This window comes from Blastococcus sp. TF02-09 (assembly GCF_003319105.1).
GTDB lineage: Bacteria > Actinomycetota > Actinomycetes > Mycobacteriales > Geodermatophilaceae > Blastococcus.
In genome coordinates this window covers 289,759-309,164 of sequence record NZ_QOHH01000002.1, presented here as the reverse complement: position 1 = coordinate 309,164, position 19,406 = coordinate 289,759, and the positions used below count along the sequence as shown (strand labels likewise).

The following is a 19,406-nucleotide window of genomic DNA, read 5'->3' as shown; positions in this document are numbered from 1 at the left end:
CGGGGCGTCGAGGTCCTAGGCCACGGACCAGGTCTCGCCGCCGCCGAGCAGACCCTGCAGGTCGGCGCTGCCGCTGACCCGGGCGACGTCGAGCTGCTCGGCCATCATGCCGTCGTAGGTCGGCTTCTGGACGGAGCGGAAGACGCCCATGGGCGTGTAGCGCAGGTCCTGCGACGAGAGGCGGGACAGCGCGAACGCGTACGCCGGGTTCTCGCGGGTGGCGTCGTGGACGACGATGTCCTCGGCGGCGACCTGGTTGGTCTCGGCGATGCGCAGACCGCCGAAGTCGTCGCGCACGACGCAGGAGGCACCGTCGGGCCCGAAGACCAGCGGCTTGCCGTGCTCGAGCGGGATCGACCACTGGGTGCCCGTCATCGGGTCCTTGAGCAGCTCGAAGGCGCCGTCGTTGAAGATGTTGCAGTTCTGGTAGATCTCCACCAGCGACGTCCCCTTGTGCTCCGCCGCCTGGCGCAGCACGTCGGTGAGCCCCTTGCGGTCGGAGTCCATCGCCCGGCCCACGAAGGTGGCGTCGGCGCCGAGCGCCAGCGAGACGGGGTTGAACGGCGCGTCGATGGAGCCCATCGGCGTGGACTTGGTGACCTTCCCGACCTCGGAGGTGGGGGAGTACTGGCCCTTGGTGAGCCCGTAGATCCGGTTGTTGAACAGCAGGATCGTCATGTTCACGTTGCGGCGCAGCGCGTGGATCAGGTGGTTACCGCCGATGGACAGCGAGTCCCCGTCACCGGTGACGACCCACACCGACAGGTCCGGCCGCGAGGCGGCCAGGCCGGTGGCGATCGCCGGGGCGCGCCCGTGGATCGAGTGCATCCCGTACGTGTTCATGTAGTACGGGAAGCGCGACGAGCAGCCGATCCCCGAGACGATCACTATGTCCTCGCGGGCGATGCCGAGGCTGGGCAGGAAGCTCTGGACCGCGTTGAGGATGACGTAGTCACCGCACCCGGGGCACCAGCGAACTTCCTGGTCGGTCTTGAGGTCCTTGGCCTTGAGCTCGGACTTCTTCTCGCCCGACAGCTCGACCGAGGCGGCGACCGCGGCGGAGATCGGGTTCCCGGGCATGCCCAGGTCGTGCACGTGCGTATCGAGCGTGGTCACTGCATGGCTCCGTTCACGGCGGCCCCGGCGGGGACCGCGTCGGTGCTCGTGGTGTCGGTCGTGCTGGTGTCGATGGCGTCCTGGATGACCGCGGCCAGCTCGGCGGACCGGAAGGGCATCCCGCTCACCTGCGTGTGGCTCTGCACGTCCACCAGGAACTTCGCGCGCAGCAGCAGGGCGAGCTGCCCGAGGTTCATCTCGGGGCAGACCACCCGGTCGTACCGGGCGAGGACCTCGCCGAGATCGGCCGGGAAGGGGTTGATGTGCCGCAGGTGGATCTGCGCCACCTTGCGGCCCGAGGCCCGGATCCGCCGGCAGGCGGCCCCGATGGGCCCGTAGGTCGAGCCCCAGCCGATGACGGCCACGCGGGCGTCGCCGTCCGGGTCCTCCACGTCGGTCGGGCCGATCGAGGCGGCGATGCCGTCGATCTTGGCCTGCCGGGTGCGGACCATGAAGTCGTGGTTCGCGGGGTCGTAGGAGATGTTGCCGCTGCCGTCGGCCTTCTCCAGCCCGCCGATGCGGTGCTGCAGCCCGGAGGTGCCGGGCACCGCCCACGCGCGCGCCAGGGTCTCCGGGTCGCGCTTGTAGGGGTGGAACTCCGGGCTCCCGTCGGTGGCCTCGGCGTTCGGCCCGGTGGCGAAGCCGACCGCCTCGCTCAGGTCGGGCAGCGAGTCGACGTCCGGGACCGCCCACGGCTCGGCACCGTTGGCCAGGTAGCCGTCTGAGAGCAGCATGACCGGCGTGCGGTAGGTCAGCGCGATCCGCGTGGCCTCGATGGCGGCGTCGAAGCAGTCACCGGGCGACCGGGGCGCGATGACCGGCAGCGGAGCCTCGCCGTTGCGGCCGAACATGGCCTGCAGGAGGTCCGACTGCTCGGTCTTCGTCGGCAGACCGGTGGAGGGCCCACCGCGCTGCACGTCGATGATCAGCAGCGGCAGCTCGGTCATGACCGCGAGACCGATCGTCTCGGCCTTGAGCGCGATACCCGGGCCCGACGTCGTCGTCACGCCCAGGGCGCCGCCGAAGGAGGCGCCCAGCGCGGCACCGATGCCGGCGATCTCGTCCTCGGCCTGGAAGGTGCGGACGCCGAAGGCCTTGTGCTTGGACAGCTCGTGGAGGATGTCCGACGCCGGGGTGATCGGGTAGGCGCCGAGGAACACCGGCAGGCCCGAGCGCTGGCCGGCCGCGACCACGCCGAGCGCGAGCGCCTGGTTGCCCGAGATGTTGCGGTAGGTGCCCGGGTCCATCGGAGCCGGCTTGATCTCGTAGGAGACCGCGAAGGCCTCCGTCGTCTCGCCGTAGTTGTAGCCCGCCCGGAACGCGGCGATGTTGGCGGCGGCGATCTCGGGCTTGCGGCGGAACTGCCGCTCGAGGAAGCGCACCGTGCCCTCGGTGGGCCGGTGGTACATCCAGCTGAGCAGGCCGAGCGTGAACATGTTCTTGCTGCGCTCGGCCTCCTTCTTGCCCAGGCCCGAGTCGGCGAGCGCGTCGAGCGTCATCGACGTCAGCGGCACCGGCACGGTCTGCCAGCCGTCGAGGGAGCCGTCCTCCAGCGGGTTGGTCGCGTAACCGACCTTCGCCAGGTTCCGGGAGGTGAACTCGTCGGAGTCCACGATCAGCAGGCCGCCGCCGGGCAGGTCGGCGAGATTCGACTTCAGCGCCGCCGGGTTCATCGCCACCAGGACGTCGGGGGCGTCACCCGGGGTCATGATGTCGTGGTCGGCGAAGTGCAGCTGGAAGGACGAGACACCCGGCAGGGTCCCCGTCGGCGCCCGGATCTCGGCGGGGAAGTTCGGCAGCGTCGACAGGTCGTTACCGAAGGACGCCGTCTCGCTCGTGAAGCGGTTGCCGGTCAGCTGCATGCCGTCACCGGAGTCGCCGGCCAGGCGGATGACGACGCGGTCGAGGGCGACCACGCTCTTGACGAGCCCGCCGGTCGCGGCGTGCGTGGCCGTCGCGGAGACCTCGTCGTCGGGCGCGCCGATGGGGGGCGGGGTGCTGGCAGTCATCAGTGGTGTACCTCCACCGGCCGAGGTTACGTGCGCGATACACCGCGGGGTACAGAGACCCGAAGGTGATTCCACATTCTGGAAGGGCAACCACCCGAGGGGGCGAGGCATTCCGGCCGTGGTGGTGCGGGAACGGTCACTCGCGCGGCGCCGTTGAGAGGGGCGTGCAGCGCTGGAACAACGGACTCAAGACCGCCGTCCTCCTCGGCCTCATGGGCGGGCTCATCCTCCTCGCCGGCGCGCTGATCGGCGGACGGGGCGGGCTGTTCATCGCCCTGGTGATCGCGTTGGGCGTCAACGGCTACGCGTACTTCAACTCCGACAAGCTCGCCCTGCGGGCGATGCGCGCCTTCCCGGTCACCGAGACCCAGGCGCCGCAGCTCTACGCGATGGTGCGCGAGCTGGCCACGGAGGCCCGCCAGCCCATGCCGAGGCTCTACGTCAGCCCGACCGACCAGCCCAACGCCTTCGCCACCGGCCGGAACCCGCGCAACGCCGCCGTCTGCGTCACCCAAGGCATCCTCGAGCTGCTGGACCGCCGGGAGCTGCGCGGCGTCCTCGCCCACGAGCTCTCGCACGTCTACAACCGCGACATCCTGATCAGCTCGGTGGCCGGCGCCATGGCCACGGTCATCACCTACCTGGCGCACATGGCGATGTTCGCCTCGCTGTTCGGCGGTCGCGACGGCGACGACCGGAGCGGAGGCAACGCGCTCGGCGGGCTGCTGCTGGTGTTCCTCGGCCCGCTCGCCGCCGGGCTGGTGCAGATGGCGGTGAGCCGGAGCCGCGAGTTCCAGGCCGACGCCACCGGTGCCCAGCTGTCGCAGGACCCGCTGGCGCTGGCCTCCGCGCTGCGCAAGATCGAGCGGGGGGCCAGTGCGCGCCCGCTGCCGCAGGAGGACCGGCTGGTCACCCAGAGCCACCTGATGATCGCCAACCCGTTCCGCGGGCAGGGCATGGCATCGATGTTCGCCTCGCACCCGCCGATGCCCGAGCGCATCGCCCGCCTCGAGGCGATGGCCCGCGACCTCGGACAGCGCTGACGAGCGGTCGAGTCGCGGCTCAGCGGATCCCCGACAGCAGGTTGCGCAGGAGGTCGTCCGCGAACCCGTCGGTCAGGGGTTGGTCGGGCAGCAGCAGCCGGTGGTAGCAGGCTCCCCACAGCTGGTCGATGACCACCTCGGGGTCGACGTCGGCTCGGATCTGACCGCGCTCCTGCCCGCGCCGCAGCGCGTCCACGGCGAGCGCGCGGCGCGGCCCGGAGTACCGCTCGCGGTAGGCGCGGGCGAGCTCGGGGTCGGTCTGCGCCGCGCCGATGAGCTCCGCGATCACCCGCCCGGCGGGGGTGTCCCGCAGCGTGCGCACGAAGGTGTGCAGCTGGGTGGCCAGGTCGGCGGCGACGTCGCCGGTGTCGGGGAAGGCCAGGGCCGGTTCCATGCCGGCGAAGTAGCCGTCCAGCGCCAGCGCGCCCTTCGACGGCCACCACTTGTAGATCGTCATCTTGCTGGCGCCGGCCAGCTCGGCGACCCGCTCGATGGTGAAGCCGCCCATCCCCTCGGTCAGCAGGATGCGTCCCGCGGCCAGCAGGATCTCCTCCCGCACCTCGGCGGCCGGCCGCCGGCCGCGCCCGCGCCGGGGTGGGGCGGTCAGGGGGTCGCGGGCCGCCGCTGACGCGGTGCCGTCCTGCTCGCGCGCGACGTCGCTCATCGATGTCCTCCCGGTCCGTGATCGTCCAGCCAAGTATATGGACAACTCGTCCATGTCGATTATCATGGACGCTGCGCCCATATCCGACGCGGACGCGCACCCATCCCATCCCTGAGGGGGACGCCCACATGACCAGCACGCTTCCCACCACCGGCGACCGGGTGGCCGTCGTCACCGGCGCCTCGGGCGGCATCGGCCGCGCCGTCGCCCAGCGCCTCGCCGAGGCGGGCATGACCGTCGTCGTCCACTACGCCGGCAACGCCGCCCGGGCACAGGAGGTCGTCGACGCGGCCACGGCGGCGGGCGCGAAGGCGACCGCCGTCCAGGCCGACGTCGCCGACGAGGCGCAGGTGGCTGCGCTCTTCGACACGGCCGAGCAGGCCTACGGCGGGGTCGACGTCGTCGTCAACACCGCCGGCATCATGCTGCTCTCGCCGGTGACCGAGCTGTCGCTCGACGACTTCGACCGGATGCACCGCACCAACGTGCGCGGCACCGTCGTCGTGAGCCAGCAGGCCGCCCGGCGGCTGCGCCCCGGCGGCGCGCTGGTGAACTTCTCCAGCTCCGTCGTCCAGCTCGCCCTGCCCACCTACGCCGCGTACGCGGCCACCAAGGGCGCGGTCGACGCGATGACGCTGATCCTCGCCAAGGAGCTGCGCGGCCGGGACGTCACCGTCAACGCCGTCGCTCCCGGCCCCACGGCCACCCCGCTGTTCCTCGACGGCAAGCCGCAGGACGCCGTCGACCGGCTGGCCTCGATGGCTCCGCTGGAGCGCCTCGGCACGCCCGAGGACGTGGCCGAGGTCGTCGCCTTCCTCGCCGGCCCGGCCCGCTGGGTCAACGGCCAGGTCCTCTACGCCAACGGCGGCGTCATCTGAGCCGCCGCGACACGCACCCGACCCCACCGCAGGAAGAGGAGCAGACCATGAACAGGACCATCGTCGTCACCGGCGCCTCCAGCGGCTTCGGTGCCATGACCGTCCGCGCCCTGGCCGACGCCGGGCACACCGTCTACGCCGGCATGCGCGGCACGACCGGGCGCAATGCGTCCGCCGCCGCCGAGGCCACGCGGTACGCCGACGAGCACGGTGTCGACCTGCGCGTCGTCGAGCTGGACGTCGCCGACCAGGGCTCCGTCGACGCGGCGGTCGCGCAGATCGTGCAGGACGCCGGGCGGCTCGACGTCGTCGTGCACAACGCCGGCCACATGGTCCTCGGCCCGGCCGAGGCGTTCACCCCCGAGCAGCTGGCGGAGGTCTACGACACCAACGTGCTCTCCACCCAGCGGGTCAACCGCGCGGCGCTGCCGCACCTGCGCGCCCAGGGGGACGGGCTGCTGGTGTGGGTCGGCTCGAGCAGCACCCGCGGCGGCACCCCGCCCTACCTGGCGCCCTACTTCGCCGCCAAGGCCGCCGAGGACTCGCTCGCCGTCAGCTACGCCGCCGAGCTGGCCCGCTTCGGCATCGAGACGACGATCGTCGTCCCCGGGTCCTTTCCCACCGGCACGAACCACTTCGCCAACGCCGGGCACCCGGACGGCACCGCCGTGGCCGAGGCCTACGAGAGCCGGTACGCCGGCCTGGTGGAGCAGGTCGGCGAGCGGCTGGCCGAGCTGGCGCCGGCGGACGCCGACCCGGCCGAGGTCGCTCGCCGGATCGTCGAGGTGGTCGACAGCCCGAAGGGGCGGCGACCGTTCCGCGTCCACGTCGACCCCGCCGACGACGGGGCCGAGGTCGTGAACGTCGTCGGCGACCGCATCCGGGCCGAGTTCTACCGGCGCATCGGCCTGGACGACCTGCTGCGGCCGGCCGCCACCTGATGCCCGCCACGGACGGGGGCTGCTGCGCCCGAGGGCGGTCGGCCCCCGTCCGTGCCGGCTGCTAGCGGTAGTTGTCGAACTGCAGGGCGACGTCGAGGTCGGCGCCGCGGAGCAGCTGCTGCACGGCCTGCAGGTCGTCCCGCTTCTTGCCGCTGACCCGGAGCTGGTCACCCTGGATCTGCGCCTGGACGCCCTTGGGGCCCTCGTCGCGGATGAGCTTGGAGATCTTCTTGGCCACGTCGGACTCGATGCCCTGCTTGATGCGGGCGGAGATCTTGTAGCTCTTGCCCGAGGACTGCGGCTCGCCGGCGTCGAGGACCTTCAGCGAGATGTTCCGCTTGATCAGCTTCTCCTTGAACACCTCCAGGGCGGCCGAGACGCGCTCCTCGGTGTCGGCCTGGAGGGTGACGCCCTCCTCGCCCGCCCAGGCGATGGTGGCGTTGGTGCCGCGGAAGTCGAAGCGCTGCGACAGCTCCTTGCCCGCCTGGTTCAGGGCGTTGTCGACCTCCTGCCGGTCCACCTTGCTGACCACGTCGAAGGACGCGTCGGCCATGGGTTCTCCCCTCGTCGGGCGGGCGCCCCTCGGGGGCCCGAGGTCGGCGTCCGCCGTCTTGTATTCTGCTCTGGTACCACTGCACGGCGGGTTGCCCGAGTGGCCAATGGGAGCGGACTGTAAATCCGTCGGCTTAGCCTACGAAGGTTCGAATCCTTCACCCGCCACGCCCGGTACGACGGCCCCCGACCCTCCAGGTCGGGGGCCGTCGCCGTTTCGGCGGCGGTCGGTCAGCCCAGCGTCGGCGCCCGCGCGCTGGCGGTGGCGGTGCGCTTGAGCTGCTGCCCCCCGAGGAACAGCCAGCCGAAGGCGATGTCGACGAAGCGGGTGCAGCGCACCGTCACCTCGGCACCGTCGGTCTCGGTCGACCAGGCGTCCAGCGCCGACGCGCCCGAGTCCAGCTGGTCGGCGACCGCCGCCTGCGCGCTGGCGCGGGTGAGCGGCAGCTCGGTCCCCACCCCGTCGGCGTAGAGCGCCGCCTCGTCGGCCTGGTTGGCGGCCGCCAGCGCCGCACCGTCGCAGACCGCCTGCACCTCCTGCTGCTCCAGGAAGGCGTCCGAGGCGGCGATGGCGCCGAACACCATGAGGGCCGCGACCAGCCAGCAGACGAGCACGAACGGCAGGGTCGAGCCCCGCTCGGAGTCGTCCCGGCCGGTGCGCACGCGGGGAGCGTAGGTGGCCATGGGCGTTGTCCACGACCTGTGGACACTGCCTGTGGATGCTGTGGACACCCGATCGGGTGGTGGCCGTGTGCCCCGATCGGCCTGTGGACGACGCCTCGCGGGGGCCGCCCGCACGGACAGACTGCGCCGATGAGCATCGAGATGCCTGCCGAGCAGGTCAGGGCGCTGGGCCGTTCGTTGGTGGGGCGGGCCGCGACGGCCGACGACGTGCGTGCCCGCCTGATCGACGAGGGCGAGGTGGAGGGGCCGCTGCGGGTGCCGGTCGCGCTCTTCCTCGACTGCCACCACACCCTCGCGGACGCGCTGGCCGGCGAGCTCCGCTGGCTCGGCACGACCGTCATCGGCATCGCCGACGCGTGGGTGCGGTTCGACGGCGGCCTGCTGGCGTCCTCCCGCCGGGAGCCGGCGCCGTGACCCTGCCGCTGCCCGATCCCGTGCTGCTCGACCCGCCGCCGGGGGATCCGCACGCCTTCGCCGTCCTGGGCACCCGGCTGGACGCAGCTGCCGCCTTCCTCGGCGACCTCGGGGAGCAGCTGGCCGGCGCCCCGGCGACCGCGTGCGGATGGACCGGCGCGGATGCCTCCGCCGCCGACGCGCAGGTGGGTCGCACCGCCTCGCTCGCCCGTGACGCGGCAGCGGCTGTGCGCGACGCGGCGGCGCGCATCGTGCGGCACGGCCAGCTGGTGGCGGACACCCGACGGCGCCTGGCCCAGCTGCGGGAGGCGCAGACCGACGACTACCTCGCCACCGTGGGGCGGGTGGGCGCCGCGACGGGTCCGACCGGCCTGCCAGGCCCCGGGGCCACGGCGGCCATCGACGAGCTGTACGCGGCGGAGGCGGAGCGCGGCCGGCTGCGCGCCACGCTCCTCGCCGAGGTCGAGGACGACGCCCGGGCCACCGCGAGCGTGCTGGCCCGGTGCAGCGTGGTCGCCGGCGGTGGGACGGGCGAGGGCCGGTCGATCGTCGTCCGGCACCTGGAGGACCTGCTGCCCGGATGGCACGCGCACGCGCTGGGGGAGCGCGGTGCGGCCTTCGCGGCCGTGCTCCGGGCCGGCGGTGACCCGTTCGCGCTCGAGCAGGCAGCCCGCGACCTGCTGCCGGTGGCGGGCAACGGCGCGGTCGCGGCGGCGGTGCTCACCGGGCTCGGTGCCGAGGGGCTGCAGGAGGTGCTGCGGCTGCTGGGCGACGGCACGCTCTCGGCCGACAGCGCGCTGGCGGGGGTGGTGGCCGCCGTCCTGGGCGCCTCCGTGCCGACTGGTTCGGCCGCCGCGGTGGCCCAGGTGCGCGACGTCCGGCACGTGGACCCCGACGACGTCCGCACCCTGGACGCCGACCACGTGGCGCTGGGCATGGGTGTGGTGCTCGCCGCGGCACGACGTCAGGGGCTCGGTGGCCCCCCGGTGGCCACCGTCCGCGAGTGGGGCCGGCAGATCATCGCGCGCGAACGGGCGCTGGGCGGGGAGTGGATCACGGCCGCCCGACCACAGGCGTCGCCCGGGCGGCCGGGCGATCCGCTGATCGAGGTGCTCGACCGCCTGGCCCGGCCCGACGGCGGCGCGCAGGCCGCTGAGCTGCTCGGCGGCGAGCCGACCTGGAGCCATCTGCTCTCCCGGCAGTGGGAGGACGACGGAGCCGCCTTCGCCGCGGTCGTGGACCGGGCCGCCGCGGAGCCGGGCAGCGACGGCGAGATCGCCGTGCGCTCGGGGTTGCGGGCGTTGGGCATCGGGCTGGCCGACGACGGCGATCCCGCGCGGTGGAGCGTCGACCGGACCACGGCCGCTTCGATCGCCCCGGCTCTGGCCGACGCCGTCGCCGCCCGGCCGGAGCTGATCGCCGAGCCCATGGTGCGGGCCGCCGCCTGTGACGGGCACGCCGACCAGGTGGTGCTGCGTGGACTGGGCTACCTGACGACCGACCCGGCCGCCGCGGCGGCGCTGGACCGGGGAGTCGCGGACGCCGCGGCCCGGGCCGACGCAGCCCCGGCGGCGGTGCTCGCGGCCGGTTACGCGGCGGTCCGGGAGTACGGGGTGCGTCTGGAGTACGCCCTGACCGAGTTCGAGGCACAGGAGCGGGCCCAGTACCGGGCGCACTTCGTCGACCTGGTCCAGGACGCGCTGGAACTCACGAAGCGCGGAGAGGCGCTCGTGCCGGTGCTCTCGGGGCTCGCGGTCGTCGCGGACCTGGACGGGACCTGGGATCCGTCGGTGGACGAGGGGCGGCACGTGTCGATGGAGGTCGCGGTGCGCACGGCCGGCGGTTCGCCCGAGGCGCAGAGCGCCTACGCCGGGGTCATGGGCGTCGTGGGCGACCCGACGGCGCCCGTTTCTCCGCCGACCGACTGGCAGGGACTGGCGCTGGATTCCCTGCCAGGCGGCGACCGCGTGAGAGCCCTGCTCCGGCGCACGGGTGACGGGGTGGGCCCGGCCCGGGACGACCGCTGGTCGGACATCGTCGAAACCGGGTTCGGTGAGGTGGTGGAGATCTTCGAGGACGATGACCCCGATTCGGAGTGACGTTCCCCCAATCGGTTGACGTTGCGTCCATCTGTCTGCACGCAGAGTCACGACACTCAAGATCGTCACTCCGCCGTGATCGTCGGTGCTTGCCTCGTAAGGGTGACGGGCAGCAATGTCCCCTGTGCGGTCCGTACCGAACGACGCTCTGTCCCCGCGCGTGAGTGCCTGCCGCACACCGCAGTCAGTCATTCATTGCTGAAGGAGACGTCAATGGCCAGCAACGAGCAGCGTGGTTTCCGGTGGGGTCGCGGTTTCCGGTGGGGTCGCTGACCTACCACTGAGGTCCGGGCGTCAGTCCGGCTTCTCGCCTACCTCTACGGGGCAGCCGGTCATCGACCGGCTGCCCCGCAGCTTTTCCTGCATCGCCCGGTTCTCTGCCCCGTCCGGGTCAGAGAAGGGCGCTTTGCGCGGTCTCCGCTGTTAGCCTTCGCGCGCCCATCTCCCCAGGGAATCGCAGGTGACAGTTGGCCGAGCAGGATGCCCGCGTGCAGGAACGGTCGCCGGTGCTCGGGAGTACCTGGGCCCTGGCCTGGGTCGCGCTCGTCGTGGCTGTGCCGCTGAGCGTCCTCGTGCTACCCGACGGCCCTGCTCCGGCGTCGGTGCTCGGGATCCTCGTCGTCTTCCTCGCCTTCGTCGCCGCCGAGTCCGTCGCCCTCCACTTCGAGATCCGTCGGCAGAGCTTTGACTGCTCGGCCAGCGAGGTGGCCTTCGTGATCGCCCTGGCCGAGATCGGAGGGGTGTGGACGGCGGTGGCCCGGGCCGTCGCGGTGGCGGTGGTGCTCGTCGTCCAGCGCCTGCCGCAGGCGAAGATCGTCTACAACGTCGCGGTCGCCACCATCGAGGTCTGCGTCGCCGTCGCCGTGCTGCGCGTCCTGCCCGTCGGTGACATCGACGAGCCGGCCGCCTGGCTGTCCTACCTCGTGGCGATCGCGGCTGCCAACGTCGCGGGCGCGCTGCTCGTCGTCGGTGCCATCACCGCCACGCACGGCAACCCGGGCCGGTCGGTCTGGACGGCCGTGTTCGCGCCGATCGTCCTGATCGGCCCGGTCGCGGTCCTGGCCGGCCTGTCGATCCTCCTGCTGGTCGACGCGACCGCCTGGACGTGGCTGCTCATCGTGCCGCTCACCGCGGCCCTGGTGCTGGTCTACCGGCGGTTCGCGTCGGTGACCCGGGAGGGGCAGTCGCTCGAGCGCGTCTACGGCTTCGCCCGGCAGGTGGAGCAGGTCGCTGCCGACGAGGCCGGCACCATGCAGATCGTCGAGTCGCTGCGCGAGCTGCTCAACGCGGAACGGGTGGCGATGTGGCTGCCCCCGTACCTCGACGAGCCGCCCCGGCTGGTGGTGGCCACCGAGAGCGGCGCGGCCTGGTACGACGGCCCGGGCGATCCCGACGACGTCTTCCGCCGGGCGGTCCTCGCCGCCAACGGCCCGATCCTGGTGTCCGCCGGACGCGCCGACGAGCAGGAGGCCGCCGGTCTGGCCCGTCGCGGTGTCTCGGAGCTCCTGGCGGCGCCGCTGACGACGGCCGCCGGAGAGCCGGGCTACTTGGAGATCTGCGACCGCAGCAGCGACGTCGTCTCCTTCGCCGACGGCGACCGGGCCGCGCTCGACTCGATGCTGACCCACGTCAACGCCGCCATCCGGCACCAGCAGCTGCTCACCCAGATCCGCTACGACGCCGACCACGACCGGCTCACCGGGCTGCCCAACCGCCAGCGGCTGGCCGTGGAGATCGACGCCCTGCTCGCGGGCGGCCCGGCCGATCCGGCCGACCCCGCTGCTGGGCGGGCGGGTCTCATCCTCGCGGCGCTGGGCAACTACACCGAGGTCACCGACACCCTGGGCCATGCCGCCAGCGACGAGTTGCTCCTGGTGACCGCCGGGCTGCTGCGCGAGCATGCGCCGCCGCAGGCGCTGCTCGCCCGCATGGAGAGCGAGCGGTTCGCCGTCCTGCTCCCGGGGCTGTCCCTCAGCGCCACCGAGCGCGCCGCGCGCCGCCTCCGCGAGGCCGCTGCCACTCGCGTCCGCGTCGCCGGCCTGGACCTCGAGGTCACGCTGACCATCGGCGTCGCCTCCGCGCCCGTGCACGGCACCGACTCCGGCACGCTCATGCAGCGCGCCGACGTCGCCCTGCTGGCCGCGGCCGACTCCGGCGGGGTGGCCAGCTACCACCCGGTCCTGGACCAGCAGAGCCTCCGCCGGTTGCAGCTCGGCACCGAGATCGAGCAGGCCATGGCCGACGGGCAGATCAGCGTGGTCTTCCAGCCGATCATCGACGCGCAGACCTCCGACATCGTCTCCGTCGAGACGCTCGTCCGATGGGCGCACCCGCGCTACGGGTCGATCCCGCCGGACGACTTCATCCACCTGGCCGAGCAGATCGGCCGCATCGGCGCGGTCACCGACCACGTGCTGGACCTCGCGCTGGCCCGGTGCCGGCGCTGGCTGGACCAGGACATCGCGCTCTCGGTCGCGGTCAACCTCTCCGTGCACTGCCTCACCGAGCCCGACCTGGTCGCCCGTGTGCGCAGCGCGCTGCAGCGGCACGGCGTCCCCGGCGAGCTGCTCACCCTGGAGCTGACCGAGGGCAGCGTGGTCGACGACTCCGTCCGCGACAGCACCGTGCTCGCCGACCTGCACGACCTGGGTCTGCGGTTGTCCATGGACGACTTCGGCACCGGCTACTCGTCGCTGTCGCAGCTGCGCCAGCTGCCCATCGACGAGGTCAAGATCGACAAGTCGTTCGTCCTGAGCATGTCGACCAGCCAGGGCGAGTCCTTCATCGCTCGCTCGATCATCGAGCTGGCCCACAACCTGGGCCTGCGGGTGGTGGCCGAGGGTGTCGAGGACGAGATGACCCGGAACCTGCTGACGGAGATGGGCTGCGACAAGCTGCAGGGCTTCCTGGTCAGCCGGCCGCTGCCCGACGACCGGCTGGAGAACTGGCTGCTGGCCCGCACCGGCGTGCGCACAGCGGCCCCGGGGGCGGCCCACCGGCGCCTGTTCGTCCGCGGCTGACGGCGCGGTGCCCCGGCACGTCGGAGGGCTCGCGGCGGGTCCCTGCAGGGGGCCGACGACGGTCAGGTACAGTTCTGCACGGCTCTTCGAGCAGGCCCCTTTAGCTCAGTCGGCAGAGCGTCTCCATGGTAAGGAGAAGGTCTACGGTTCGATTCCGTAAAGGGGCTCTGGAACAAGCAAGCTGACCTTCCGGTCCAGTCGCGAGACCGGGCCGCAGGTCGTCCCGGCGGTGTAGCTCAGCCTGGTAGAGCAAGCGGCTCATAATCGCTGTGTCACCGGTTCAAGTCCGGTCACCGCTACTCCCGACGGACCCCGCACCCCGGGGTCCGTCGTCGTGTCGGCTCCGGCGGGCACGACAGCAGGACCCGGACCCGGGTCCTGTCCCACAAGGCTAGGAGCGCTCCATGGCAGCCACCGACATCCGTCCGAAGATCACCCTGGCCTGCCAGGAGTGCAAGAACCGCAACTACATCACCCGCAAGAACCGGCGGAACGACCCCGACCGGCTCGAGCTGATGAAGTACTGCCCGCGCGAGCGGAAGCACACGCTGCACCGCGAGACCCGCTGACCCAGCCGGTCGACGACGCGAGAGGGCGGGAGCATGGCGCTGGACCGGGAACTGGTCGGGCGCAGCTACCCGCCCTCCGCCGTCTACGAGGTCGGCCGCGCCAAGATCGCCGAGTTCGCCTCCGCGATCGGTGACCCCTCCCCGCTGTACCGGGACGCCGACGCCGCCCGCGCAGCCGGCCACCGCGACGTGATCGCGCCGCCGACGTTCGCCATCGCGGTCACCCTCGAGGCGGCCATGGTCGTGCTCCAGGACCCCGAGGTCGCGATCGACTACTCCCGGGTGGTCCACGGCGAGCAGCGCTTCGCCCACCACCGCCCGATCCGGGCCGGGGACCGGCTCGTCGCGACGACGACGATCGACGCCGCCCGCACCGTCGCCGGCAACGACCTGCTCACCGCCCGCGTGGACCTCACCACCGAGGACGGCGAGGCGGTCTGCACCGCGACCTCGATGCTGGTGGCCCGCGCGTGAGCGGCCCCGTGCGCCTGGCCGACGTCGCCGTCGGCACCGCGCTGCCCGAGCAGCAGTACCGCGTCTCCCGCGCCGACCTGGTCCGCTACGCCGGGGCCTCGGGCGACTTCAACCCGATCCACTGGAACGAGCGGGTGGCCACCCAGGTGGGGCTCCCCGGGGTCATCGCGCACGGCATGTTCACGATGGCGCTCGCCGGACGGGCGGTCACCGACTGGACCGAGGACCCGGCCGCGCTGGTGGAGTTCCAGGTCCGGTTCGGCCGGCCGGTGCCCGTCCCGGACGACGACGACGGAGCCGAGATCACGGTCCGCGGCAGCGTCGCCGCCCTCCTGGACGACGGGCGGGTCCGCGTGGACCTCGCCGTCACCAGCGGCGGCGAGAAGGTGCTGTCCCTGGCCCGCGTGGTCCTCCGGCTGCCATGAGCACGCCGCGCCGCACCGCCGCTCTCCTCGGCGCCGCGGCGCTGCTGCTCGGCGGGTGCACCTCCTTCGCCGAAGGCGTGCGCGACGCCGATGCCCCGGCGGCGTCCCCGTCGTCCCGCGAGGCCGGGCCGGCCGGCTGCGACGAGCGCGCCGAGCCCGATCCCGACCGCCCGCGGATCGCGCTGGACTTCCGCCTGGCCGACGACCTGCGCACGGTGACCGGGACGGAGACCGTCGTCTTCACGCCCGACCTGGACGTCGAGGAGCTGGTCTTCCGGCTGGTGCCCAACGCTCCCGAGCTCGCCGCCACCGGCGCTCGGCTGGTCGTGGACGCCGTCCGGGGCGAGGACGTCGCCGGGTCGGGCTACGAGCCGCTGGCGGCCGCCGACCCCGGGGGCGCGTACGTGGTGACGTTGGACGAGCCGCTCGCGGCGGGGGAGAGCACCGAGGTGGAGCTGGACTTCACGCTCACCCTCGGGTCCGCCGGTTTCGACCGGGTCGGCGCCGACGACGGCGTCTCGTGGTGGGCCAGCGGCTTCCCGCTGCTCGCCTGGGAGCCGGGCGCCGGCTGGGCGCGCGACCCGTTCGTCGAGGTCCCCGGCGAGACGACCACCAGCCCCGCCGCCGACACCACGGTGCGGGTGTCGGCGCCCGCCGACCTCACCGTGCTGATGACCGGCGACCAGGACGAGCCGACCCCGGCCGACGGCGAGGGACGGCGCACCTGGACCTCGGCGGAGCCGGTGGCCCGCGACGTGAGCGTCGCCGCCGGGCGGTTCACCACCGCCGAGGCGACGACGCCCGACGGCGTCCGGGTCACCGTGGGGGTCCTGCCGGAGGCCGAGGCGACGCCGGAGGAGCTGCTCGGGGCCACCCGGGAGGCGATCGCCGACCTCGAGGAGTTTCTGGGGCCGTTCCCGTTCGGGACGCTCACCGTGCCGCTGCTGCCCGACTACGGCGGGGGCATCGAGTACCCCGGCTCGATCTTGCAGGCCTCACCCAGCCGCGAGGTGCTGGTGCACGAGGTGGCGCACATGTGGTTCTACGGGATGGTCGGCAACTCCCAGTTCCGCGACCCGTGGCTGGACGAGGCGTTCGCGACGTGGGCCGAGGCCGTCGTCGACCCCGGGTCGGCCGAGGCCCTCGAGGGGGCCCGCGGCGTGCAGGGCGATGTCGGCGGGGCCATGGACGAGTTCCGCAGCCAACGGCAGTACGCCGCCTCCGTCTACGGCAAGGGCGGCGCGGCGCTGATGGAGGCCCGCGAGGCGGCCGGGGCCGAGGCGTTCGACGCGGCCATCCGCTGCTACGTCGAGAGCTCCGCGTGGAGCATCGCCACCCCCGACGACGTCGCCGACGCCCTCGCCGATCTCCCCGAGGCACGCGTGGTGCTCGAGGAGGCCGGCGCCTTGGATTAGTCGGCGCCGGCCAGCAGGCGCTGGATCCGGCCGACGCCCTCGACCAGGTCGTCGTCGCCGAGGGCGTAGGACATCCGCACGTAGCCCGGGGTTCCGAACGCCTCACCTGGCACGACGGCCACCTCGGCCTGCTCCAGGATCAGCTCGGCCAGCTCCACGCTGGTCTCCGCCGTCCGCCCGCCGATCGACCGGCCGAGCAGTCCCTTGACCGAGGGGTAGACGTAGAACGCGCCCTGCGGCTCGGGGCAGGCGACCCCCGGGATCTCCCGGAGCATCGAGACGATCGTCCGGCGGCGCCGGTCGAAGGCCTCCCGCATGGACGCCACCGCCGAGAGGTCGCCGGTGAGCGCCGCGATCGCCGCGGCCTGCGACACGTTGGCCACGTTGGAGGTGGCGTGCGACTGCAGGTTGGTCGCGGCCTTGACGACGTCGGCCGGCCCGACGACCCAGCCGACCCGCCAGCCGGTCATCGCGTAGGTCTTGGCCACCCCGTTGACGACGACGCAGCGGTCGGCCAGCTCGGGGACGACGACCGGCATCGAGGGAGCCGTGGCCCCGCCGTAGGTCAGGTGCTCGTAGATCTCGTCGGTGAGCACCCAGAGGCCGGCCTCCAGCGCCCAGCGGCCGATCTCCTCGACCTGCTCGGGCGGGTAGACCGCACCGGTCGGGTTCGACGGGGAGCAGAAGAGCAGCACCTTGGTGCGCGGCGTGCGGGCCGCCTCGAGCTGCGCGGCAGACACCAGGTAGCCGCTCTGCTCGTCGGCCACGACCGGCACCGGGACGCCGCCGGCCAGCCGGATCGCCTCGGGGTAGGTGGTCCAGAAGGGAGCGGGCAGCAGCACCTCGTCGCCCGGGTCCAGCATCGTGGCCAGGGCCTCGTAGACGGCCTGCTTGCCGCCGTTGGTCACGAGCACCTGCGCGGGGGTGACCTGGAGGCCGGAGTCGCGGGCGGTCTTGGCGACGATCGCCTCCTTGAGGGCCGGCAGGCCGCCGGCCGGGGTGTAGCGGTGCATCGCCGGCTTCCGGGCGGCCGCGACGGCCGCCTCGACGATGTAGTCCGGCGTCGGGAAGTCCGGCTCCCCGGCGCCGAAGCCGATGACGGGCTTGCCTGCGGCCTGCAGCGCCTTGGCCTTGGCGTCGACCGCGAGCGTCGCCGACTCGGCGATGCCAGCGATGCGGCGGGAGATGCGCCGCTGGGCGGGCGGCAGCTCGGAGGAGGACAGGGCGGAGTCCGGCGACACGGCGGTCATGGCCCCATCGTGTCAAAGTCGGCGGGCTCGCACCCGTCCTCGTGCGCCTCGGGTGGGACGTTGGCTGCACCCCGCCGCGGTCCCGTACACTGGCCGTCCTGGGGCAGCTGACCCCGCCACCGGCGTGCCTCGGAACCTCTGCGAGGCCCCGCGCTGCCGTGGTGAGGCAGGCGGCCCCGGGCCCCGTCCAGGGGCAGAGGGGTGTAGCTCAATTGGCAGAGCAGCGGTCTCCAAAACCGCAGGCTGCAGGTTCAAGTCCTGTCACCCCTGCCACCGCACGGCAGGAACCGACCGACCACCGGTCGCTCACCCGAGCGACCGCCACCACGAGGCGAGCGAGGCGCAGTGAGCGACGAGAAGCCGGGACGCGAGGACGACCCTCGCGACCCCGAGCTCACCGACGAGCAGCTCGACCGCGAGGCCCCTGGTGTCGACGACGCCGCGGAGCTCGAGGCGGCCGAGGACGCGGTGGCCGCCGACGCCGCGACCGAGGAGGACAAGGTCGTCGCCACCCCGGCTCGTCGCCGGGGTGGGCGGATCACCGCCGAGGACGACGACGAGCCGGAGGGGTCGGGCAGCCGCCGTGCGGCGCGCTCGGCCTCCCGGCCCGCGGGTCGTGAGGGTGCGGGCACCCGGTCGCGGGCCGCGGCCGAGCGTGCGCGCGCCGACGAGATCCGGCGCAAGCGCTCCATCGGCCGGTTCCTCCGCGAGGTCATCGCCGAGCTGCGGAAGGTCATCTGGCCGGGCCGGCGGGAGCTGATCACCTACACGACCGTGGTCATCGTCTTCGTGGCGTTCATGGTCGCGCTGGTCGCCGGGATGGACCTGCTCTTCTCCCGGGGCGTGATCGCCGTCTTCGGCTGACCTCCGCCCGCGCCCGCACGCCATCCGACAAGGAAGAGAAACCTGTGACCGACCCCCGTGAGCCCTTCGAGACCGACAGCGCGGTCGAAGGCATCGACCTGGACGACGCCCGCTTCGAGCAGCGCGGCACCGCCGACGTCGAGACCGGCGTGGGTGAGACCGGCTCCGCCGAGGGCTCCAGCGACACCACCGACCTGGCGATCGACGACGACGCCGAGATCGTGCCGACCACCGAGATCGCCGACGCGACGCCCGAGATCGAGTCCGGCGACCCCGACACCCTGGCCAGCGACCCGCTCACCGAGCCGGACACGTCCTCGGACGTGCCCGCCGTCGAGGAGGACGAGGACCCGGCCGAGGCGATGAAGAAGGCGCTGCGGATCGCGCCTGGCGACTGGTACGTCGTGCACAGCTACGCCGGCTACGAGAACAAGGTGAAGACCAACCTCGAGGCGCGCATCCAGTCCCTCGACGTGGAGGACTACATCTACCAGATCGAGGTGCCCACCGAGGAGGTCACCGAGATCAAGAACGGCAAGCGCGCCCAGGTCAACCGCAAGGTGCTGCCCGGATACCTGCTGGTGCGCATGGAGCTCAACGACGAGTCGTGGGGCGCCGTGCGCAACACCCCCGGGGTCACCGGGTTCGTCGGCGCCACCTCCAAGCCCTCGCCGCTCACCCTGGACGAGGTCGTCAAGATCCTCGTCCCGGCCACCGCCCCGCAGGCCGCCCGCGCCTCCGGCGGCGAGGCCACCCCGGCCGCGGCCGCACCCGCCGCGCTCGTGGACTTCGAGGTCGGCGAGTCGGTCACCGTCATGGACGGGCCCTTCGCGACGCTGCCCGCCACCATCAACGAGATCAACGCCGAGCAGCAGAAGCTGCAGGTGCTCGTCTCCATCTTCGGCCGCGAGACGCCCGTCGAGCTGTCGTTCAACCAGGTCTCCAAGATCTGAGCGCCCCGGCGCGCCAGCTGATCCACCACCGATAGA

At 72.9% G+C, this 19,406-nt stretch carries 18 protein-coding genes and 4 tRNA genes; 16 read left to right on the top strand and 6 right to left on the bottom strand.

Translation table 11 applies throughout. The annotated features are described in order from the left end of the window. Positions 1-15: 15 nt before the first annotated feature. Together DQ239_RS03980 and DQ239_RS03975 are read right to left on the bottom strand one after the other, a co-directional pair. Positions 16-1,116: a 2-oxoacid:ferredoxin oxidoreductase subunit beta gene (locus tag DQ239_RS03980; protein ID WP_233488719.1), complete on the bottom strand. Its 1,101-nt coding sequence runs from the start codon at positions 1,114-1,116 to the stop codon at positions 16-18. Continuing rightward, complete coding sequence (locus tag DQ239_RS03975) at positions 1,113-3,125, bottom strand: 2-oxoacid:acceptor oxidoreductase subunit alpha (RefSeq protein ID WP_233488716.1); 2,013 nt, start codon at positions 3,123-3,125, stop codon at positions 1,113-1,115. The genes DQ239_RS03980 and DQ239_RS03975 overlap by 4 nt, the downstream gene beginning before the upstream one ends. A 164-nt stretch (positions 3,126-3,289) precedes the next feature. Here DQ239_RS03975 and htpX point away from each other — a divergent pair, with 164 nt between their 5' ends. After that, complete coding sequence (gene htpX, locus DQ239_RS03970; protein WP_113832966.1) at positions 3,290-4,168, top strand: zinc metalloprotease HtpX; 879 nt, start codon at positions 3,290-3,292, stop codon at positions 4,166-4,168. 19 nt (positions 4,169-4,187) lie between these two features. On the opposite strand, the gene DQ239_RS03965 is transcribed toward htpX, so the two are convergent. After that, positions 4,188-4,832 (bottom strand): TetR/AcrR family transcriptional regulator, encoded by a 645-nt coding sequence (locus tag DQ239_RS03965; RefSeq protein WP_113832964.1) that lies wholly within the window; start codon positions 4,830-4,832, stop codon positions 4,188-4,190. 128 nt (positions 4,833-4,960) lie between these two features. Between DQ239_RS03965 and DQ239_RS03960 the strand changes: the two genes are divergently transcribed. After that, positions 4,961-5,710 carry an SDR family oxidoreductase gene (locus DQ239_RS03960; RefSeq protein ID WP_113832962.1) on the top strand — a complete coding sequence of 250 codons (750 nt, stop codon included), beginning with the start codon at positions 4,961-4,963 and terminating at the stop codon, positions 5,708-5,710. 47 nt (positions 5,711-5,757) lie between these two features. Continuing rightward, on the top strand, positions 5,758-6,651 hold the full coding sequence (locus tag DQ239_RS03955) for an SDR family oxidoreductase (RefSeq protein ID WP_113832960.1): 894 nt from the start codon (positions 5,758-5,760) through the stop codon (positions 6,649-6,651). Between the two features lie 61 nt (positions 6,652-6,712). On the opposite strand, the gene DQ239_RS03950 is transcribed toward DQ239_RS03955, so the two are convergent. Beyond that, on the bottom strand, positions 6,713-7,204 hold the full coding sequence (locus tag DQ239_RS03950; RefSeq protein ID WP_113832958.1) for a YajQ family cyclic di-GMP-binding protein: 492 nt from the start codon (positions 7,202-7,204) through the stop codon (positions 6,713-6,715). An 85-nt stretch (positions 7,205-7,289) separates the two neighbouring features. Between DQ239_RS03950 and DQ239_RS03945 the strand changes: the two genes are divergently transcribed. Continuing rightward, positions 7,290-7,371: transfer RNA gene (locus DQ239_RS03945), tRNA-Tyr, on the top strand. A 63-nt stretch (positions 7,372-7,434) separates the two neighbouring features. Here the strand turns inward: DQ239_RS03945 and DQ239_RS03940 are convergent. Beyond that, entirely contained in the window at positions 7,435-7,866 is a 432-nt protein-coding gene (locus DQ239_RS03940; RefSeq protein WP_233488714.1) for a pilus assembly protein TadG-related protein, read from the bottom strand. 150 nt (positions 7,867-8,016) lie between these two features. Here DQ239_RS03940 and DQ239_RS03935 point away from each other — a divergent pair, with 150 nt between their 5' ends. From DQ239_RS03935 to DQ239_RS03895, 9 genes are all read left to right on the top strand, one after another. Further along, positions 8,017-8,301: a hypothetical protein gene (locus tag DQ239_RS03935; protein ID WP_113832954.1), complete on the top strand. Its 285-nt coding sequence runs from the start codon at positions 8,017-8,019 to the stop codon at positions 8,299-8,301. Beyond that, the gene (locus DQ239_RS03930; protein ID WP_113832952.1) at positions 8,298-10,400 is read left to right on the top strand and encodes a hypothetical protein; all 2,103 of its coding nucleotides are present in this window, start codon (positions 8,298-8,300) and stop codon (positions 10,398-10,400) included. Before DQ239_RS03935 ends, DQ239_RS03930 begins: the two co-directional genes overlap by 4 nt. Positions 10,401-10,888: 488 nt before the next feature. Continuing rightward, positions 10,889-13,420, top strand: coding sequence for a bifunctional diguanylate cyclase/phosphodiesterase (locus DQ239_RS03925; protein WP_233488713.1), 2,532 nt, complete (start codon positions 10,889-10,891; stop codon positions 13,418-13,420). Between the two features lie 94 nt (positions 13,421-13,514). Further along, a tRNA-Thr gene (locus DQ239_RS03920) sits at positions 13,515-13,587 on the top strand. A 58-nt stretch (positions 13,588-13,645) separates the two neighbouring features. Beyond that, positions 13,646-13,719: transfer RNA gene (locus DQ239_RS03915), tRNA-Met, on the top strand. A 105-nt stretch (positions 13,720-13,824) separates the two neighbouring features. Continuing rightward, positions 13,825-13,989, top strand: coding sequence for a 50S ribosomal protein L33 (gene rpmG, locus DQ239_RS03910; protein WP_092194908.1), 165 nt, complete (start codon positions 13,825-13,827; stop codon positions 13,987-13,989). A gap of 33 nt (positions 13,990-14,022) precedes the next feature. Then, positions 14,023-14,463, top strand: a complete 441-nt coding sequence (locus DQ239_RS03905) for a MaoC family dehydratase N-terminal domain-containing protein (RefSeq protein ID WP_113832948.1) — start codon at positions 14,023-14,025, stop codon at positions 14,461-14,463. Continuing rightward, positions 14,460-14,888, top strand: a complete 429-nt coding sequence (locus DQ239_RS03900) for a MaoC family dehydratase (RefSeq protein WP_113832946.1) — start codon at positions 14,460-14,462, stop codon at positions 14,886-14,888. Before DQ239_RS03905 ends, DQ239_RS03900 begins: the two co-directional genes overlap by 4 nt. Beyond that, on the top strand, positions 14,885-16,303 hold the full coding sequence (locus DQ239_RS03895) for a M1 family aminopeptidase (protein WP_113832944.1): 1,419 nt from the start codon (positions 14,885-14,887) through the stop codon (positions 16,301-16,303). The genes DQ239_RS03900 and DQ239_RS03895 overlap by 4 nt, the downstream gene beginning before the upstream one ends. Here DQ239_RS03895 and DQ239_RS03890 read toward each other — a convergent pair. After that, positions 16,300-17,553, bottom strand: a complete 1,254-nt coding sequence (locus tag DQ239_RS03890; RefSeq protein WP_113832942.1) for a pyridoxal phosphate-dependent aminotransferase — start codon at positions 17,551-17,553, stop codon at positions 16,300-16,302. The two genes, DQ239_RS03895 and DQ239_RS03890, sit on opposite strands and share 4 nt — an antisense overlap. Before the next feature lie 197 nt (positions 17,554-17,750). Here DQ239_RS03890 and DQ239_RS03885 point away from each other — a divergent pair. The 3 genes from DQ239_RS03885 to nusG all read left to right on the top strand — a co-directional run bounded on the left by DQ239_RS03885 (position 17,751) and on the right by nusG (position 19,370). Further along, positions 17,751-17,826, top strand: a tRNA-Trp gene (locus tag DQ239_RS03885). A gap of 72 nt (positions 17,827-17,898) precedes the next feature. Continuing rightward, positions 17,899-18,417: a preprotein translocase subunit SecE gene (gene secE, locus DQ239_RS03880; RefSeq protein ID WP_113832940.1), complete on the top strand. Its 519-nt coding sequence runs from the start codon at positions 17,899-17,901 to the stop codon at positions 18,415-18,417. 44 nt (positions 18,418-18,461) lie between these two features. Further along, a complete protein-coding gene (gene nusG, locus DQ239_RS03875) occupies positions 18,462-19,370 on the top strand; it encodes a transcription termination/antitermination protein NusG (protein WP_233488711.1) in 909 nt (302 codons plus the stop codon). Positions 19,371-19,406 lie beyond the last annotated feature (36 nt).

Bases quoted from the DNA above. Each gene is read 5' to 3' on its own strand.
- DQ239_RS03975 (WP_233488716.1), bottom strand. From the start codon at position 3,125: ATGACTGCCAGCACCCCGCCCCCCATCGGCGCGCCCGACGACGAGGTC.
- DQ239_RS03965 (WP_113832964.1), bottom strand. From the start codon at position 4,832: ATGAGCGACGTCGCGCGCGAGCAGGACGGCACCGCGTCAGCGGCGGCC.
- DQ239_RS03960 (WP_113832962.1), top strand. From the start codon at position 4,961: ATGACCAGCACGCTTCCCACCACCGGCGACCGGGTGGCCGTCGTCACC.
- DQ239_RS03955 (WP_113832960.1), top strand. From the start codon at position 5,758: ATGAACAGGACCATCGTCGTCACCGGCGCCTCCAGCGGCTTCGGTGCC.
- DQ239_RS03950 (WP_113832958.1), bottom strand. From the start codon at position 7,204: ATGGCCGACGCGTCCTTCGACGTGGTCAGCAAGGTGGACCGGCAGGAG.
- DQ239_RS03935 (WP_113832954.1), top strand. From the start codon at position 8,017: ATGAGCATCGAGATGCCTGCCGAGCAGGTCAGGGCGCTGGGCCGTTCG.
- rpmG (WP_092194908.1), top strand. From the start codon at position 13,825: ATGGCAGCCACCGACATCCGTCCGAAGATCACCCTGGCCTGCCAGGAG.
- DQ239_RS03905 (WP_113832948.1), top strand. From the start codon at position 14,023: ATGGCGCTGGACCGGGAACTGGTCGGGCGCAGCTACCCGCCCTCCGCC.
- DQ239_RS03895 (WP_113832944.1), top strand. From the start codon at position 14,885: ATGAGCACGCCGCGCCGCACCGCCGCTCTCCTCGGCGCCGCGGCGCTG.
- DQ239_RS03890 (WP_113832942.1), bottom strand. From the start codon at position 17,553: ATGACCGCCGTGTCGCCGGACTCCGCCCTGTCCTCCTCCGAGCTGCCG.